This window comes from Streptomyces sp. NPDC002888, assembly GCF_042888465.1.
Taxonomy (GTDB): domain Bacteria; phylum Actinomycetota; class Actinomycetes; order Streptomycetales; family Streptomycetaceae; genus Streptomyces.
In genome coordinates this window covers 188,483-203,660 of sequence record NZ_JBIAPU010000004.1, presented here as the reverse complement: position 1 = coordinate 203,660, position 15,178 = coordinate 188,483, and the positions used below count along the sequence as shown (strand labels likewise).

The 15,178-nt window shown below is 72.3% G+C and carries 14 protein-coding genes and 1 tRNA gene; 10 read left to right on the top strand and 5 right to left on the bottom strand.

The window, feature by feature from the left end; translation table 11 throughout:
- Nucleotides 1-16: 16 nt before the first annotated feature.
- From ACFYWX_RS08600 to ACFYWX_RS08590, 3 genes are read left to right on the top strand one after another with little or no spacing between them, the layout of a single operon-like run.
- The gene (locus ACFYWX_RS08600; RefSeq protein ID WP_389423223.1) at nucleotides 17-2,419 is read left to right on the top strand and encodes a beta-ketoacyl synthase N-terminal-like domain-containing protein; all 2,403 of its coding nucleotides are present in this window, start codon (nucleotides 17-19) and stop codon (nucleotides 2,417-2,419) included.
- The gene (locus ACFYWX_RS08595; RefSeq protein ID WP_389423222.1) at nucleotides 2,416-3,198 is read left to right on the top strand and encodes a thioesterase II family protein; all 783 of its coding nucleotides are present in this window, start codon (nucleotides 2,416-2,418) and stop codon (nucleotides 3,196-3,198) included. The genes ACFYWX_RS08600 and ACFYWX_RS08595 overlap by 4 nt, the downstream gene beginning before the upstream one ends.
- 14 nt (nucleotides 3,199-3,212) lie before the next feature.
- Nucleotides 3,213-4,250, top strand: coding sequence for a ketoacyl-ACP synthase III family protein (locus ACFYWX_RS08590; RefSeq protein ID WP_389423221.1), 1,038 nt, complete (start codon nucleotides 3,213-3,215; stop codon nucleotides 4,248-4,250).
- A 15-nt stretch (nucleotides 4,251-4,265) separates the two neighbouring features.
- Here ACFYWX_RS08590 and ACFYWX_RS08585 read toward each other — a convergent pair whose 3' ends face one another.
- Nucleotides 4,266-4,607, bottom strand: coding sequence for a YrdB family protein (locus ACFYWX_RS08585; RefSeq protein WP_389423220.1), 342 nt, complete (start codon nucleotides 4,605-4,607; stop codon nucleotides 4,266-4,268).
- Nucleotides 4,608-4,677: 70 nt separating this feature from the next.
- Nucleotides 4,678-5,481, bottom strand: a complete 804-nt coding sequence (locus tag ACFYWX_RS08580) for a BTAD domain-containing putative transcriptional regulator (RefSeq protein WP_389423219.1) — start codon at nucleotides 5,479-5,481, stop codon at nucleotides 4,678-4,680.
- 267 nt (nucleotides 5,482-5,748) lie between these two features.
- Between ACFYWX_RS08580 and ACFYWX_RS08575 the strand changes: the two genes are divergently transcribed.
- The 7 genes from ACFYWX_RS08575 to ACFYWX_RS08545 all read left to right on the top strand — a co-directional run bounded on the left by ACFYWX_RS08575 (nucleotide 5,749) and on the right by ACFYWX_RS08545 (nucleotide 13,763).
- Nucleotides 5,749-7,680, top strand: a complete 1,932-nt coding sequence (locus tag ACFYWX_RS08575; protein WP_389423218.1) for an HAD-IIIC family phosphatase — start codon at nucleotides 5,749-5,751, stop codon at nucleotides 7,678-7,680.
- The gene (locus ACFYWX_RS08570; RefSeq protein WP_389423217.1) at nucleotides 7,677-7,904 is read left to right on the top strand and encodes a phosphopantetheine-binding protein; all 228 of its coding nucleotides are present in this window, start codon (nucleotides 7,677-7,679) and stop codon (nucleotides 7,902-7,904) included. The genes ACFYWX_RS08575 and ACFYWX_RS08570 overlap by 4 nt, the downstream gene beginning before the upstream one ends.
- Nucleotides 7,905-7,925: 21 nt before the next feature.
- Entirely contained in the window at nucleotides 7,926-9,404 is a 1,479-nt protein-coding gene (locus tag ACFYWX_RS08565) for an MFS transporter (RefSeq protein WP_389423216.1), read from the top strand.
- 167 nt (nucleotides 9,405-9,571) lie between these two features.
- Nucleotides 9,572-10,390 (top strand): hypothetical protein, encoded by an 819-nt coding sequence (locus ACFYWX_RS08560; protein ID WP_389423215.1) that lies wholly within the window; start codon nucleotides 9,572-9,574, stop codon nucleotides 10,388-10,390.
- Nucleotides 10,309-11,472 (top strand): pyruvate dehydrogenase (acetyl-transferring) E1 component subunit alpha, encoded by a 1,164-nt coding sequence (gene pdhA / locus ACFYWX_RS08555; RefSeq protein ID WP_389423413.1) that lies wholly within the window; start codon nucleotides 10,309-10,311, stop codon nucleotides 11,470-11,472. Before ACFYWX_RS08560 ends, pdhA begins: the two co-directional genes overlap by 82 nt.
- Nucleotide 11,473: 1 nt before the next feature.
- Entirely contained in the window at nucleotides 11,474-12,463 is a 990-nt protein-coding gene (locus ACFYWX_RS08550; protein WP_389423214.1) for an alpha-ketoacid dehydrogenase subunit beta, read from the top strand.
- Nucleotides 12,464-12,494: 31 nt separating this feature from the next.
- The gene (locus ACFYWX_RS08545) at nucleotides 12,495-13,763 is read left to right on the top strand and encodes a dihydrolipoamide acetyltransferase family protein (RefSeq protein ID WP_389423412.1); all 1,269 of its coding nucleotides are present in this window, start codon (nucleotides 12,495-12,497) and stop codon (nucleotides 13,761-13,763) included.
- Nucleotides 13,764-13,837: 74 nt separating this feature from the next.
- On the opposite strand, the gene ACFYWX_RS08540 is transcribed toward ACFYWX_RS08545, so the two are convergent.
- From ACFYWX_RS08540 to rsfS, 3 genes are all read right to left on the bottom strand, one after another.
- Nucleotides 13,838-13,910 (bottom strand) — tRNA-Ala (locus tag ACFYWX_RS08540).
- A 116-nt stretch (nucleotides 13,911-14,026) separates the two neighbouring features.
- Nucleotides 14,027-14,689 (bottom strand): histidine phosphatase family protein, encoded by a 663-nt coding sequence (locus ACFYWX_RS08535; RefSeq protein ID WP_389423213.1) that lies wholly within the window; start codon nucleotides 14,687-14,689, stop codon nucleotides 14,027-14,029.
- The gene (rsfS, locus tag ACFYWX_RS08530; protein WP_389423212.1) at nucleotides 14,686-15,129 is read right to left on the bottom strand and encodes a ribosome silencing factor; all 444 of its coding nucleotides are present in this window, start codon (nucleotides 15,127-15,129) and stop codon (nucleotides 14,686-14,688) included. The genes ACFYWX_RS08535 and rsfS overlap by 4 nt, the downstream gene beginning before the upstream one ends.
- Nucleotides 15,130-15,178: the final 49 nt, after the last annotated feature.

Sequence of the window (15,178 nt, the reverse complement as noted above, 5' to 3'; positions counted from 1 at the left end):
GCGCAGGAGCAGTGAGATGCCCGAAAAAGTGAACCCAGAAGATCTGCGGCGGGTGATCGAGGACCAGCTCAAGCTGTCCCGCCGGCTCAAGGAGCGCCTCGCCGCGGCCGAGGCCCGCGCGCACGCCCCCGTCGCCGTGGTCGGCATGGCCATGCGGCTGCCCGGCGGCGTCGACAGCCCGCGCGCCTACCGCGACTTCCTCTACGCCGACGACCCCGACTTCCGTGCCCTGTCCCCCCTCCCCGAGGACCGTCCGTCGCTGCGGGCCGTCTACCACCCCGAGCGCGGCACCGCCGGCCACAGTTACGTCGACCGGGCCGGGTTCCTGGACGACATCGCCTCGTTCGACGCCTCCTTCTTCGGCATCTCGCAGCGCGAGGCCGAGATCATGGACCCCCAGCAGCGCCTGCTGCTCGAGGTGTCCTGGGAGGCGCTGGAGCGGGCCGGCATCGCGGCGCGCCGCCAGGACCGGCTGCCGGTCGGCGTGTTCATCGGCGTGATGGCGTCCGAGTACGGGCAGCGGTTCGTCAGCGACGGCGACTACAGCCGCATCGACCCCTACCACAGCACCGGCAGCGGTCACTGCTTCCTGGCCGGCCGGGTGTCGTACGCGCTCGGCCTGTCGGGTCCGGCGCTGGGCGTCGACACCGCCTGCTCGTCCTCCCTGGTGGCGATCCACCAGGCGGTACGGGCACTGCGCGGCGGCGAGTGCCGGTACGCGCTGGCCGGTGGCGCCAACCTGATCCTCGGCTCGGACCTGATGGTGGCCCTGTGCCAGGGCGAGGCCCTCTCGCCCGGCGGCCGTTCCCGCACCTTCCTGGCGGACGCCGACGGATACGGGCGCGGCGAGGGCGTCGGCGTGGTCGCGCTGATGCGGCTGGACGACGCGGTCGCCCAGGGCCACCCCGTGCACGCCGTGATCCGCGGCACCGCCGTCAACCACGACGGTGCCTCCTCCGGCTTCACCGTGCCCAGCGGACCCGCACAGCAGGAGGTCATACGGGCCGCTCTCACCGACGCCCGCACCGAGCCGTCCGCCGTCGGCTACGTGGAGGCGCACGGCACCGGCACCGCGCTCGGCGACCCCATCGAGGTGGGCGCGCTGGACGCGGTGGTCGGCACCGGGTCGGGGCAGCGGGCCGAGCCGGTCGCGCTCGGCAGCGTGAAGGCCCGGATCGGGCACCTGGAGGCGGCGGCGGGCATCGCCGGGCTGATGAAGCTGGTCGTCGTCCTCGGCGAGGAGTCCGTGCCGGCGGCTGTGCAGCGAGGCGACGGGCGGCTCAACTCCCTCATCCCGTGGGACCAGATCGCCATCGACGTACCCCGCAGAGCGGCGTCGTGGCCCGCGCCGACCGGAACGCGGGTGGCCGGGATCAGCGCCTTCGGCCTGTCGGGCACCAACGCGCACGTCGTGCTGGCCTCTCCGGCCGCGGAGGCCGGAGAGCGGGCGGTGCCCGAGGCGGGCCACCCGGAGCTGCTGACGCTGTCCGCGAAGGACCCGCAGGCGCTCGCCGAGCTGACCGAGCGGGTGCGTACCGCGCTGGCCGGCCTGGACAGGGCCGGGGTCGCCGCGCTCGCCCACACCCTGCGGGCCGGGCGGGTCCACTTCGGGCACCGGCTCGCCGTGGTCGGCACCGACGCCCGGGAGCTGGCGGCGGCCCTGGGCACCGAGCGGCGCGGCACGAGCGCCCCGGCCGTCGACCGGGTCACGCTGGGCGTGTCCGGCTCCGACGAGGTGCTGGAGCGTGCCCTCGCCGTCCTCGCCCGCCGCTTCCCGCGGCTGGCCGCCGCCGCGCAGGGCTCCGCCGCTCCGGCGGGCCGCCTCGGCGGGGTGCTGGCCGCCCTGGGCGTGAGGGCGTCGGCGGCCCCGGCCGGGGAAGCGGGCACCGGGCCGGCCGCGTACCTGAAGGCGGCCGGGGAGACCCTGCCGCTGGTCACCGACGACCCGGAGGCCACCCCGAGACTGCTGGCCGCGGCACTCGCCGCCCTCTACCACGGCGGCGCCGACCTGCGCCTGACTCAACTGGCCGCGCCCGGCGCCCAGTTCACCGAAGCCCCGACCTACCCCTTCCAGCGCAAGCGGTTCTGGGCCGACGAGCCCGAGCCGGGCCGGGCCACCGCCGAGATCCCGCTGCCGGCCGCGCAGGCGCAGCAGGCGCCCCGCGACCCGGCGGAGATCAGCGGCTACCTCGCCACCGAACTCGCCGCCGTCCTCAAGGCCGACGGTCTGCTGCCGCCCGCGACACCGTTCTGCGAGGTCGGCGGCGACTCCTTCACCGCGATGCTGCTCACCAAGAGCGTCGAGCAGCGCTACGGGGTGGAACTGCCCACGCTCGACTGCCCGGTGGAGATGCCGGTCGGTGACCTCCTCGCGTACCTGGGCGACCAGGTGTCCGCCGCCATGGGATGGGAGAAATGAACAGCCTCACCCGGACCTTCCACCGTCCGCGCCCCGTCGACTCGCCCGCGCTGCGCCTGATCGGCTTCCACCACGCGGGCGGCTCGGCGGCGGTGTACCACCCGTTCGCCCGGAACCTGCCCCACGACTGGGACCTGCTGCTGCTCGACCTGCCCGGACGCGGCCGCCGCGCCGGGCAGGCACCCCTCGACGACATGACCGACATCGTCGCCACCGCCGTGGCGGACGTCCTGCCCTGGGCCGGCGACACCCCGCTGGCCCTGTTCGGGCACAGCATGGGCGCGATCGTGGCGCTGGAGACGGCCCGCTCCCTGGAGGGCCTGGGCTGTGCCCCGGTGTGGACGGGAGTGTCGGGGCGCGTCGCCCCGCACTTCCGGCGCCCCGACGTCACCCCGCTCAGCGAACGCGACGACTGCGCGCTGCTGAAGGTCCTCTTCGAGCTGGGCGGGATGCCGGAACGCGTCGCGGAGGCGCCCGACTTCCTCGACCGGTTCCTGCGCACCGTGCGCGCCGACCTGACCGCCGTCGACAACTACCGCCCGGACCCGGGCCGTTCCCCGCTGAACTCGCCGCTGACCGTGTTCGGCGGCACCCAGGACGCCTGGGCGCCGCCGTCGGCGATGCACCTGTGGCGGCGGGAGACCACCGCCCGCTTCGCCCAGAAGTTCTTCCCCGGCGGCCACTTCTACTTCATGAACGACCTCTTCCCCGCCCTCACCGACCAGCTGGTCCGGCAGATCGACAGCTGCCGCCACGACACCGCGCCCCAGGTGGCGTAGAACAGGAGCACACGATGCGTTGGGACAACGTCTACGTCGCCGGTCTCGGGGCCTACCTGCCCGAGCAGGTGGAGACGGCCGAGGAGGCCGTGGCCGCCGGCCGCTACGACGCCGAGGAGGCCAAGGCCAACGGCATCCGCGCGGTGCGGGTGGCCGGCGCCGACGAGCCGGGCCCGGTGATGGCCGCGGCCGCCGGCAAGCAGGCCGTCGAGCGGGCCGGACTGCCCGCCGACCGCTACGGCATGGTGCTGCACGCCTGTGTCGGCCACCAGGGGCAGGACTTCTGGACGCCCGTCAACTACGTGCAGAACGAGGCGGTCGGCGGCAGCGGACTGACCATCGAGGTCCGCCAGGGCTCCAACGGCGGCCTCGCCGGCGTCGAGCTCGCCGCCTCCCACCTCGCCGCCCGCCAGGACCCGCAGGCCGCCCTGGTCACCACCGGCGACGCCTTCCGGCTGCCGTACTTCGACCGCTGGGGCACCGACAGCCAGCAGGTCTACGGCGACGGCGCGGGCGCGATCGTCCTGTCCAACCGGGGCGGCTTCGCCCGGCTGCGCTCCACCGCGAGCTACTCCGACTCCTCCCTGGAGCCCATCTACCGCGGCACGGACGGCTGGACCGACGGCCCGTTCCTCGACGGCAAGCCGGTCGACCTGCGCACCCGCAAGACCGACTACCTCCTGAAGGAAGAGGGCGCCTACGACCGGGTCATCCAGCAGATGACGAAGCACGCCTCCGGAGTGCTCCAGGAGGCGCTCGACGACGCCGACGCGAAGCTGTCGGACGCCCGGTTCTTCGTCCACGCGAACATCGCCGAGACGATCGCGGAGTTCTCCTTCTACTCCCTGCTCGGCGTCGACCGCGCCACCACCGTCTACGACTGGGGCCAGGACCTCGGCCACATGGGCGCCGGCGACCAGCTCATCGGCGTCAACCACGTCGTCGAGGCCCGCGAGCCGAGGCCCGGGGACCTGCTGGTCACCATGGGCGTCGGCGTGGGCTTCATGTGGACGGTCGCGGTCCTGGAGTTCCTCGACACACCGAAGTGGTGACTCCCTGGGGCGGCGTCACTGGTTCCACAGGAACCGCAGCGCCGCGTTGACCAGGAAGACGCCGACGAACGTCGCCGCCCAGCCCTGCCTCCCGGAGGCGGCCAGGGCGGCGGCGCCGGCGCCGAACCACAGCGCCTCCAGGACCACCCGGCCGCCCCCGTGCACCGCGTAGGGCGCACGGGGCGCGCCGAACAGCGCCCACACCGCGATCATCGCCACCGGCGCGCCGACGCCGAGGAGCACCTTCACCGGCCACTTGTCACTGGCGGTGAACCCCCACAGGGCGACCGCCGCGTACACGGCGAGTTCCAGCAGGAACATCACCAGCAGGTTGAGGGCCTTGAGGGACGAGAGCATGACGGACTCCTTGCGCGTCGGCATGGGGGGTGTGCGGTGGGGGGTGTGCGTGGGGGGCGCTGAAGGTGTTTCAGACGGTGAGGTCGCTGCGGTTGGTGAACCGGTCCAGCTGCGGGTCGGAGACGAGGATCGCCCGCTGGAGCTCCTGCAGCCGCGGTGACGGCGTCACACCGAGCTCCTCGACGAGGCACTCGCGCAGCGAGGTGAAGGCCTCCAGGGCCCGCCACTGCTGTCCGGAACGGTAGAGCGCGACCATGTACTGGGCGCACAGGCTCTCGTGCATCGGATGCCGGGCGGTCAGCACCGCCAGCTCACTGAGCAGCGCGTGGTGCCGGCCCAGCGCCAGGTCGGCGTCGACCCGGGACTCGACGGCCATCAGCCGGCTCTCCTCGAGGCGGGTGACCTCCACGCTCAGCCGCATGCCGGTGTACACGTCGACCAGGGCCCGGCCGCGCCACACCGCGAGCGCCGATCTCAGCAGCCGCGACGCCGTCTCCCGGTCCCCGAGGTCCAGCGCGCGCCGGCCGGCCGCCGTCATCCGCTCGAAGGCGTGGACGTCGACCTCCTCGGGCGTGATGTCCAGCAGATAGCCGCCGTACCGCGTGGTGAGCACGTCCTTGGCGGTGCGCGGCCCGTCCGCGGGCAGCGCGGCCGCCAGTCGCTTGCGCAGCTGCAGGATGTACGTCTGCAGCGTCGTCTGGGCGCTGCGTGGTGGTTCCGTGCCCCACAGCTCCTCCATCAGGGTGGAAACGGGAACCACCTGACCGGCCTGAAGGGCCAGCAGGGCCAGGACCTGACGCGGCTTTCCCGCGGTCGGCAGCAGCGCGACCCCGTTCTCCGTCGCCTCGAAGGACCCCAGGATCTTGACGTCCATGTCGGACTCCTCCCCCACTCACTGGGTGTCGCATTGATGTCCTCCATGGTTCGCCCCAGCAGGGCTCCGGCGGCAGTGCACGGATCATCAACCGCCCATGAATCGCCACCTGCTCGAAGCATGAAAAACACATGCGCCCCGGCGAGGACTCACGCCGGCCGGCGGGTGCAGGGACGTGCGAGTGGCGCTCAAGTCGAGTCGATCAGCCTGGCCGTGGGCGGCGCGACTGCGTAGCCGGTGGCCCAGCCGATCGCGGAGGAGAGAGCATTGACCACGGTATCCAGCCCGGCCACGCCGGAAACTCAGCAGGCGCCTCAGACGCCGCTTCAGGCGCTGCGCGCGATGCGCAAGGACGGCCAACTCGCCGAACGATACCCGGACATCGCGCCGCTCCTGGCGGAACTGGCCTCCACCGGGGCCGATACCGACCTCAGGCGCGCCGGAGCCGTCCTCGCCCAGCTCGAACGCGAGCAGGTCCTCGACGCCTGGCCGCAGACCGAGACCGCGGTGGTCACCGTCACCGGTCACTCCACGCTGGGCGGCCTGAGCGCCCCGCTGGCCGCCGAGTTCGGCCGGCACGGCGTGCTGGTGGAGACCCGGCTGAGCGACTTCGACGCCTACCAGCGCGACCTGCGCGACACCGACAGCACCCTGTACTCCGCCGACGTCGACCTCGCCCTGTGCGTCCTCGACCCGCAGCTGCTCCTCGACGAACTGGGCTCGCCCTGGCAGGTCGAGGACCTCGCGAAGGCCACGCGGCGCAAGCTCGCCGAACTGGAGCGGCTGGCCGGGACGTTCACCGCGCACTCCACGGCCGTCCTCGTCCTGAACACGGTGCCGCTGCCCCGCACGGTCACCCACCAGCTCGTCGACCACGAGTCGCGCGCCCACGCCGGTGTGGCCTGGCGCGACTTCAACAGCGGCCTGCTGCGCCTGGCGCTCGCCAACCCGCGCGTCCACGTCATCGACCTGGACCCGCTCGTCGCCGCCGGGACCCCTCTCAACGACTCCCGCATGGCCGCGTACGCGAAGGCCGCCCTCGGCGACGACCTGCTCGCCCGCTACGCCCGCGAGGTCGCCCACCTGGGCCGGATGCTGCGCGGCCGCACCAAGAAGGTCCTCGTCGTCGACGCGGACAACACCCTGTGGGACGGCATCCTGGGCGACGACGGCCCGGACGGCATCGCCGCCGCGACCACCTTCCGCGGCGAGGCGTTCGGCACCTTCCAGCGTCTGGTCCGCCAGATCGGCTCCCAGGGCGTCCTGCTCGCCGTCAGCAGCAAGAACGACCACGACAACCTGATCCAGGTGGTGCGCGAGCACCCCGACATGGTGCTGCGGGAGGCCGACTTCGCCCGCATCAACGCCAACTGGCAGCCCAAGGACGCCAACCTCCAGGACATCGCGAGCAAGCTCAACCTCGGCGTCGACAGCTTCGTCTTCGTCGACGACTCGCCCTTCGAGTGCGGCCTCGTCGCCGGCAGCCTGCCCCAGGTCGCCGTGGTCCGCCTGGACGACGAACCGGCCCTGCACGTCGAGAAGCTGCTCGCCGACGGCTGGTTCGACACCGCCCGCCTCACCGCCGAGGACCGCGCCCGCGCCTCCCTCTACCGCACCGAGTCCGAGCGCGCCGACCTGCTGGAGAGCGCCGGCTCCCAGGAGGAGTACCTCGCCCGCCTCGGCGTCCGGGTCACGCTCACCGAGGCCGCGCCCGGCGACATCGACCGGGTCGCCCAACTGTCGCTGCGCACCAACCAGTTCAACCTGACGACGGTCCGCCTCCAGGCCGCCGACGTCACCGCGCGGACCGCCGACGACGACCATCTCGTCCTGGTGATCCGCACGGCCGACCGCTTCGGCGACAACGGCGTCGTCGGCGCGGTGTTCGCGCAGCGCGACGGCGACACGCTGCGGGTCGACAACATGCTCCTGTCCTGCCGGGTCTTCGCCCGGGGCATCGAGCAGACCGCCGTCGCCGCCCTCCTCGCCCACGCCCGGGCGACCGGTGCCGCGGAGGTCACCGCGAGCTACCGGCCCACCAAGAAGAACAAGAACGTGCGGGAGTTCTGGCCCTCCCTGGGCTTCACCACCACGCACACCGCGGACGACGAACTCCGCTTCCGGCACGACCTGGAGGACCTTCCGGCCGTGCCGTCCCACATCCAGCTCGACTCCGCCCTGGAAGGGTCACCCCAATGACCAAAGAGGAATTCATCCACCTCGTACGCGACGAACTCGACCTCCCGCTCGGTATCGACGACCTCGACGCCGACTTCGACCACGTCGTCAGCTGGGACTCGATGCACATGATCCGTCTCGTCGCCGCCGTGGAGCGCGAGACCGGCAGCCGCGTCCCGGTGGGCAAGCTGCTCGCCGACCGCAGCCTGTCCGCCATCTACTCCCGCATCGCCGAAGCCGCCTGAGGAAGGAAGGAGACACCCCTCATGAGCATCGACGCCCACGACACGGCCCGCACCGGTCCCGCACCGGCGCCGGCGCCCGCGCCCGCCCTCCGCCAGCCGGCCGCCCCGGCAGCCCCGGCAGCCGCCAAGCGCGGCCTGGTCCTCTTCCTGGTCGCCACCGCCCAGCTGATCTGCGTCCTCGACGCGACGATCGCCAACGTGATGCTCCCGCAGCTGCGGGCCGACATCGGGCTGAGCGCCACGAACCTCCAGTGGGTCATGAACATCTACGTGGTGCTGTTCGGCGGCCTGATGCTGCTCGGCGGCCGCCTCACCGACGTGTTCGCCCGCCGCAACGTCCTCGCCGTGGGCCTCGTGCTGTTCACGGCCGGTTCGCTGCTGTGCACCGTCGCGGACGGCAGCGGCCTGCTACTGAGCGGCCGCGCCCTGCAGGGTATCGGCGCCGCCGCGCTGTCCCCGGCCGCCCTGTCCATCCTGGTCACCACCTACCCCGAGCCCGACCAGCGCGCCAAGGCGCTCGGCATCTGGGGCACCGTCATGGGCGTCGGCGCCAGCCTCGGCACCCTCCTCGGCGGCGCCATCACCGACGTCGACTGGCGGCTGGCGTTCCTGATCAACGTCCCGATCGGCGCCGTGCTGCTGTTCGCCTGCCTGGTGTACATCCCGCGCAGCGCCCCGACCGGCCCGCGTCCGGCCGCCGACGTGGCGGGCGGCGTGACCGGCACCCTGGGCCTGCTCTCCCTCGTCTTCGGCATCGTCCAGGCCGGCACGAAGGGCTGGGGCGACACCCTCGCCCTCACCGCCCTCGCCGCGGCGGTGGTCCTGCTCGCCGTGTTCGTACGGGTGGAGAGCACCGCGAAGGCCCCGCTGCTGCCGCTGTCGCTGCTGCGCCGCAGGTCCGTCGCCACCGGCACGATCGCCCAGCTGATCTCGGCGGGCCTGATGCTGCCGTCCTTCTTCATGCTGCCGCAGTACATGCAACTGGTGCTGCACTACAGCCCGCTGGAGGTCGGCCTCGCCTACATCCCGACCAGCCTCGCCATGCTCGGCGTCTCCGGAGCCGTCCCGGTCCTGATCGCCAAGTACGGCCCCCGTGTCCCGTACGTCATCGGCACGGTCCTGCTGGCCGGCGTCCTGGCCCTCATGTCCAACGCCCCGTCCGACGCGGGCTACTGGACACTGCTGCTGCCGGTCACCGCCCTGCTGGGCGTGGGCCTGGTCCTGTGCCTGATGACCACTCCGGTCGTGGGCACGCGTGACGCCACGGAAGAGGACGCGGGCACGACCTCCGCGGTCCTCAACGCCTCCGGCGAAATCGGCGGCGCCCTCGGCCTGGCGGTCACCGCCACGGTCGTGGCCTCCCGCCTCTCCGACGGCACCCCCCTCACCGACGCCCTCCAGAGCGGCTTCCTGGTCCTCTTCATCTGGGTCGCCATCAACCTGGCAATCGGCCTGTTCGGCTTCACGGGCCGCCCCGAGCAAACCCCCGAGAAGTCCTGAACCACCGCCCCAGCGGCACGTCCAACCCGCCCAGCTGCGGGCAATCGTGCCGCTGGGGCGGCACGGGTGGGCGCAGCGGCACCCCGCAAGCGCGGGCGAGTAAACCCACCCCACCCCGCACCAGCCAACCCGCACAGCTCACCCCACCGCCCCCGGAAGGCAGGCACATGATCGAGCAGCGAAGCCGGTCAGCGCCGGCCCCCACACAGCCACACGCCCCCACCACGCCCGTCGCCCTCCTCCTGGGCGCCTCCACCCCCACCACCACCCCCGCCCTCCTCGAAGCCTGGTCCTCCGGAATCACCACCCACGTCCTCGACCGCGCAGCCCTCCTCACCGCCCGCACCCCCGACACGGCAACCCTCGCCGACACCTCCTCCGGCCTGGACGTCACCCGCCCCGACGTCTGCGTCGCCTGGGCCCGCCGCCAAGCCGCCCGCGGCCACCGCTTCGACATCGTCCTGGGCCTACGCCCCGACGTGCAGGAATCCGCCGCGGCGACCGCCACCGCCCTGGGCCTCCCCGGCAACCGCCCCGAAGTCATCCGCACGGTCCTGAACCCCGGCGCCTGCCGCACGGCCCTCGCAGCAGCCGGTTTCCGCGTCACACCCCCGACAAGCGAAAACCCGCACCTCGCCGCCGTCGGCATCCTCATCACCGGCCGCCCCCACGTCGTCCTGATCGCCACCCTCCCTCCCGACGGCCCCCCGCGCCCCACCGACCTGCCCCACCAGACCCGAACGGCAGTCACCACCCTCACAGCCGCCGCCATCACCCGACTCGGCCTGGAATTCGGCCTCTTCCGCGTGGACCTGACCCTCACCGACCGCGGCCCCACCCTCACCTCCGTCCACACCACCCTCGGCGACGACGGCGTAGCCACCCTGCTCACCACCACCGTCCCCTGGCTGGAACCCTTCGCCACCGTCTACGACGACGCCCTGAACCGCTCGGTCCCCCTGCCCTTCCTCGGAGAAACCGTATGACAACCGACCTGGTCCAGCTGCTGACGCCCGACGGCGAGCGCGTCCAGAACGCCGAGTACGACACGTACGTCGACGGCGTCACCCCGGAAGAGCTCCGCGCCCTGTACCGCGACATGGTCAGAGCCCGCCGCGTCGACGCCGAGGCGACCACCCTCCAGCGCCAGGGCGAACTGGGCCTGTGGCCCTCGCTGCTCGGCCAGGAGGCCGCCCAGATCGGCTCCAGCCGGGCCCTGCGCGACGACGACCACGTGTTCCCCAGCTACCGCGAACACGGCGTCGCCCTGTGCCGCTCCGTCGACCCCCTGCACCTGCTCGCGATGTTCCGCGGCGCGAACAACGGCGGCTGGGACCCCGCCGACCACGCCTTCCACCTCTACACCCTGGTCATCGGCTCCCAGACCCTCCACGCGACCGGCTACGCCATGGGCGTCGCCCAGGACGGCGGCGACTCCGCCGTGATCGTGTACTTCGGCGACGGCGCCACCAGCCAGGGCGACGTGGGCGAGGCCTTCAACTTCGCGGCCGTCTACAACACGCCGCTGGTCTTCTTCTGCCAGAACAACCAGTGGGCCATCTCCGAGCCCAACGAACGCCAGACCCGCATCCCCCTCTACCAACGCGCCCAGGGCTTCGGCTTCCCCGGCATCCGTGTCGACGGCAACGACGTCCTCGCGTGCCTCGCCGTCACCCGCTGGGCCCTGGAGCGGGCCCGCACCGGTCAGGGCCCGACCCTGATCGAGGCGTACACGTACCGCATGGGCGCCCACACCACCTCCGACGACCCCACCCGCTACCGCCACGACGAGGAAGTCCGCGAGTGGGCCGCCAAGGACCCCATCAGCCGGCTCAAGGCCCACCTCACCCGGGCGGGCTGGGCGGACGAGGACTTCCTGGCCGACGTGGACCGCGAGTCCGACACCCTGGCCGCCCGGCTCCGCGACCAGGTCCGCTCGATGCGCGCCCCCGCGCCCACCGCCATGTTCGAGCACGTCTACGCCGACGGACACCCGCTCGTCGACGAGGAGCGCAGCCAGTTCGCCGCCTACCAGGCTTCGTTCGCGGACGCAGAAGGGGTCAAGTGACATGTCCGAGAAGCTGCCCCGGAAGATCCCTCTGGCCAAGGCGATCAACGAGTCGCTGCGCCGCGCCCTGGAGACCGACCCCAAGGTCCTCATCATGGGCGAGGACGTCGGCAAACTCGGCGGCGTCTTCCGCGTCACCGACGGCCTGCAGAAGGACTTCGGCGAGAGCCGCGTCATCGACACCCCGCTCGCGGAATCCGGCATCGTCGGTACCGCCATCGGCCTCGCCCTGCGCGGCTACCGCCCCGTGGTGGAGATCCAGTTCGACGGCTTCGTCTTCCCCGCCTACGACCAGATCGTCACCCAGCTCGCCAAGATGCACGCCCGCTCCCTGGGCAAGGTCAAACTCCCCGTCGTCGTCCGTATCCCCTACGGCGGCGGCATCGGCGCGGTCGAGCACCACTCCGAGTCCCCCGAGGCCCTCTTCGCCCACGTCGCCGGCCTGAAGATCGTCTCCCCGTCCAACGCCTCCGACGCCTACTGGATGATGCAGCAGGCCATCCAGAGCGACGACCCGGTGATCTACTTCGAACCCAAGCGCCGCTACTGGGACAAGGCGGCGATAGAGACCGAGGCGCCCCGGACCACCCTCCACCAGGCGCGCGTGGTCCGTGCCGGCACCGACCTCACCCTCGCCGCCTACGGGCCCATGGTGAAGCTCTGCCAGGAGGCGGCCGACGCGGCCGCCGAGGAGGGCAAGTCCTTGGAGGTCCTCGACCTGCGCTCGGTATCCCCCCTCGACTTCGACACCATCCAGACGTCGGTCGAGAAGACCCGCCGCCTGGTCGTCGTCCACGAAGCACCGGTCTTCTTCGGCTCCGGCGCCGAGATCGCCGCCCGCATCACCGAACGCTGCTTCTACCACCTGGAAGCCCCCGTCCTGCGCGTCGGCGGCTACCACACCCCCTATCCGCCCGCACGCCTCGAAGAGACCTACCTGCCGGACCTGGACAGGGTGCTCGACGCCGTCGACCGCGCCCTGGCGCACTGAGGAGGCCACCCCCGTGATCCGCGAGTTCAAGATGCCCGACGTGGGCGAGGGACTCACCGAGGCTGAGATCCTCAAGTGGTACGTCCAGCCCGGCGACACGGTCACCGACGGCCAGGTGGTCTGCGAGGTCGAGACCGCCAAGGCGGCCGTCGAACTCCCCATCCCCTACGACGGCGTGGTCCGCGCACTCCACTTCACCGAGGGCACCATGGTGGACGTGGGCGCCCCCATCATCGCGGTGGAGGCGGCTCCCCAGGCCCAGGCAGAGGCCCAAGCCCCGGCCCAGGGCCCCGCCCCAGAACCAGAATCAGAATCAGAGCCAGAACCCGCGAACCGCGTCCCCGTCCTCGTCGGCTACGGCGTCGCCGAGTCCCCGACCCGCCGCCGCCCCCGCACCACGGCACCGGCCGAGCGCAACGGCCGCACGCTCACGGCACGCCCCCTGGCCAAGCCCCCCGTCCGCAAGCTCGCCAAGGACCTGGGCGTGGACCTGACGTCCATCACCCCGTCCGGCCCGGACGGCATCATCACGCGCGAAGACATCCACGCGGCGGCAACCCCTCCGGCACCGGCCCCCGAGCCGACGGTCACCGAAACGGCCCGCGAGACCCGCATCCCGGTCAGGGGCGTGCGCAGGGCGACCGCCGCGGCGATGGTCGGCTCCGCCTTCACCGCGCCCCACGTCACCGAGTTCATCACCGTGGACGTGACCCGCACGACGAAGCTCGTCGAGGAGCTCAAGCAGGACAAGGAGATGCAGGGCCTGCGTGTCAACCCGCTCCTGCTGATCACCAAGGCCCTGCTGGTCGCGATCAGACGCAACCCGGACATCAACGCCTCCTGGGACGAGGCGACCCAGGAGATCGTCCAGAAGCACTACGTCAACCTCGGCATCGCCGCCGCCACGCCCCGCGGCCTGCTCGTCCCGAACATCAAGGACGCCCACGCAAAGACACTCCCCCAGCTCGCGCAGGCGCTCGGCGAGCTGGTGACCGCCGCCCGGCTGGGCACGACCGCTCCCGCGGAACTGCGCGGCGGCACGATCACCGTCACGAACATCGGCGTCTTCGGCGTCGACACGGGCACCCCGCTCCTCAACCCGGGAGAGGCGGCGATCCTCGCGGTCGGCGCGATCAAGCTGCGGCCCTGGGTCCACGAGGGCAAGGTCAAGCCCCGCCGGGTCACGACGCTGGCGCTGAGCTTCGACCACCGCCTGGTCGACGGGGAGCTGGGCTCCAAGGTCCTCGCCGACGTGGCGGCGATCCTGGAGAACCCCAAGCGGCTCATCACCTGGGCGTGAGCACGGGGAGAGCAGGGAACACGAGAACGGCCCGTACGGGATGCCGTACGGGCCGTTCTTCGATGGAGCCTCTGTGGAGCTAAGGAGAATTGAACTCCTGACCTCCTGCATGCCATGCAGGCGCTCTACCAACTGAGCTATAGCCCCTTGTCCCACGCGGCGAGCCGCATGGTGTTTCGCCCCGCTCGGCGGGGCGAACAAGAAGAACTTTAGCCTGCGACCTGCCGGAAAGTGAAATCCGGGCCCGCGTCGCCCCGGCCCGCTCAGTCGTCGTCGCCGAGCACCGGCTCCGGCAGCGTGCCGGCGTTGTGCTCGAGGAGGCGCCAGCCGCGGGCGCCCTCTCCGAGGACGGACCAGCAGCAGTTGGAGAGGCCGCCGAGGCTCTCCCAGTGGTGGGCCTCCAGGCCGAGGAGGCGGCCGATGGTGGTGCGGATCGTGCCGCCGTGGCTGACCACGACGAGGGTGCCGTCCTCGGGGAGCTTGTCGGCGTGCCGCAGCACGACGGGGGCGGCGCGGTCGGCGACCTCCGTCTCCAGTTCGCCGCCGCCGCGGCGCACGGGCTCGCCGCGCTTCCACGCCGTGTACTCGTCGCCGTGCCGGGCGAGGATCTCCTCGTGGGTCAGGCCCTGCCAGGCGCCCGCGTAGGTCTCGCGCAGGCCCTCGTCGTGGGCGATGTCGAGGCCGGTGAGGGCGGCGAGCTCGGCGGCCGTGTGGGCGGCCCGCTGAAGGTCGGAGGCGACGATCGCGTCGGGCTCCAGGGAGGCGAGCAGCCGGGCGGCGCGGCGGGCCTGGGCGGCGCCGGTCTCGGTCAGCGGGACGTCCGTGGTGCCCTGGAAGCGGCGCTCCAGGTTCCACGAGGTCTGTCCGTGCCGCCAGAGGATGACCCGGCGCCCCCGTCCGGGCGGGCGGCCGGCGGGTGCAGTCATCGAAGGTCCCCGAGCTCGGCCGCGTCCGCGGCCGCCTGGAGCTTGGCGTGCTCCGCGGCCTTGCCGCGGGTCGCCTTGGCGTCCTCGGGCAGCTGCAGCTCGGGGCAGTCCTTCCACAGCCGCTCCAGGGCGTAGAAGACGCGCTCCTCGCTGTGCTGGACGTGGACGACGATGTCGACGTAGTCGAGGAGGACCCAGCGGGCCTCGCGGTCGCCCTCGCGGCGCACCGGCTTGGCGCCGAGCTCCTTCGAGAGCCGCTCCTCGATCTCGTCGACGATGGACTTGACCTGGCGGTCGTTGGGCGCGGAGGCCAGCAGGAAGGCATCCGTGATCGACAGGACGTCACTGACGTCGTAGGCGATGATGTCGTGCGCGAGCTTGTCGGCGGCCGCCTGAGCGGCGGACTGGATGAGCTCGATGGAGCGGTCGGTGGCGGTCACTACGTGGCTTTCCGTCGGCGGTCACTTGACACCAAGGGTCTCACGGACC

Coding starts and splice junctions, on each gene's coding strand:
- ACFYWX_RS08600 (WP_389423223.1), top strand. CDS start 17: ATGCCCGAAAAAGTGAACCCAGAAGATCTGCGGCGGGTGATCGAGGAC.
- ACFYWX_RS08595 (WP_389423222.1), top strand. CDS start 2,416: ATGAACAGCCTCACCCGGACCTTCCACCGTCCGCGCCCCGTCGACTCG.
- ACFYWX_RS08590 (WP_389423221.1), top strand. CDS start 3,213: ATGCGTTGGGACAACGTCTACGTCGCCGGTCTCGGGGCCTACCTGCCC.
- ACFYWX_RS08585 (WP_389423220.1), bottom strand. CDS start 4,607: ATGCTCTCGTCCCTCAAGGCCCTCAACCTGCTGGTGATGTTCCTGCTG.
- ACFYWX_RS08580 (WP_389423219.1), bottom strand. CDS start 5,481: ATGGACGTCAAGATCCTGGGGTCCTTCGAGGCGACGGAGAACGGGGTC.
- ACFYWX_RS08570 (WP_389423217.1), top strand. CDS start 7,677: ATGACCAAAGAGGAATTCATCCACCTCGTACGCGACGAACTCGACCTC.
- ACFYWX_RS08565 (WP_389423216.1), top strand. CDS start 7,926: ATGAGCATCGACGCCCACGACACGGCCCGCACCGGTCCCGCACCGGCG.
- ACFYWX_RS08560 (WP_389423215.1), top strand. CDS start 9,572: ATGATCGAGCAGCGAAGCCGGTCAGCGCCGGCCCCCACACAGCCACAC.
- ACFYWX_RS08550 (WP_389423214.1), top strand. CDS start 11,474: ATGTCCGAGAAGCTGCCCCGGAAGATCCCTCTGGCCAAGGCGATCAAC.
- ACFYWX_RS08545 (WP_389423412.1), top strand. CDS start 12,495: ATGCCCGACGTGGGCGAGGGACTCACCGAGGCTGAGATCCTCAAGTGG.
- ACFYWX_RS08535 (WP_389423213.1), bottom strand. CDS start 14,689: ATGACTGCACCCGCCGGCCGCCCGCCCGGACGGGGGCGCCGGGTCATC.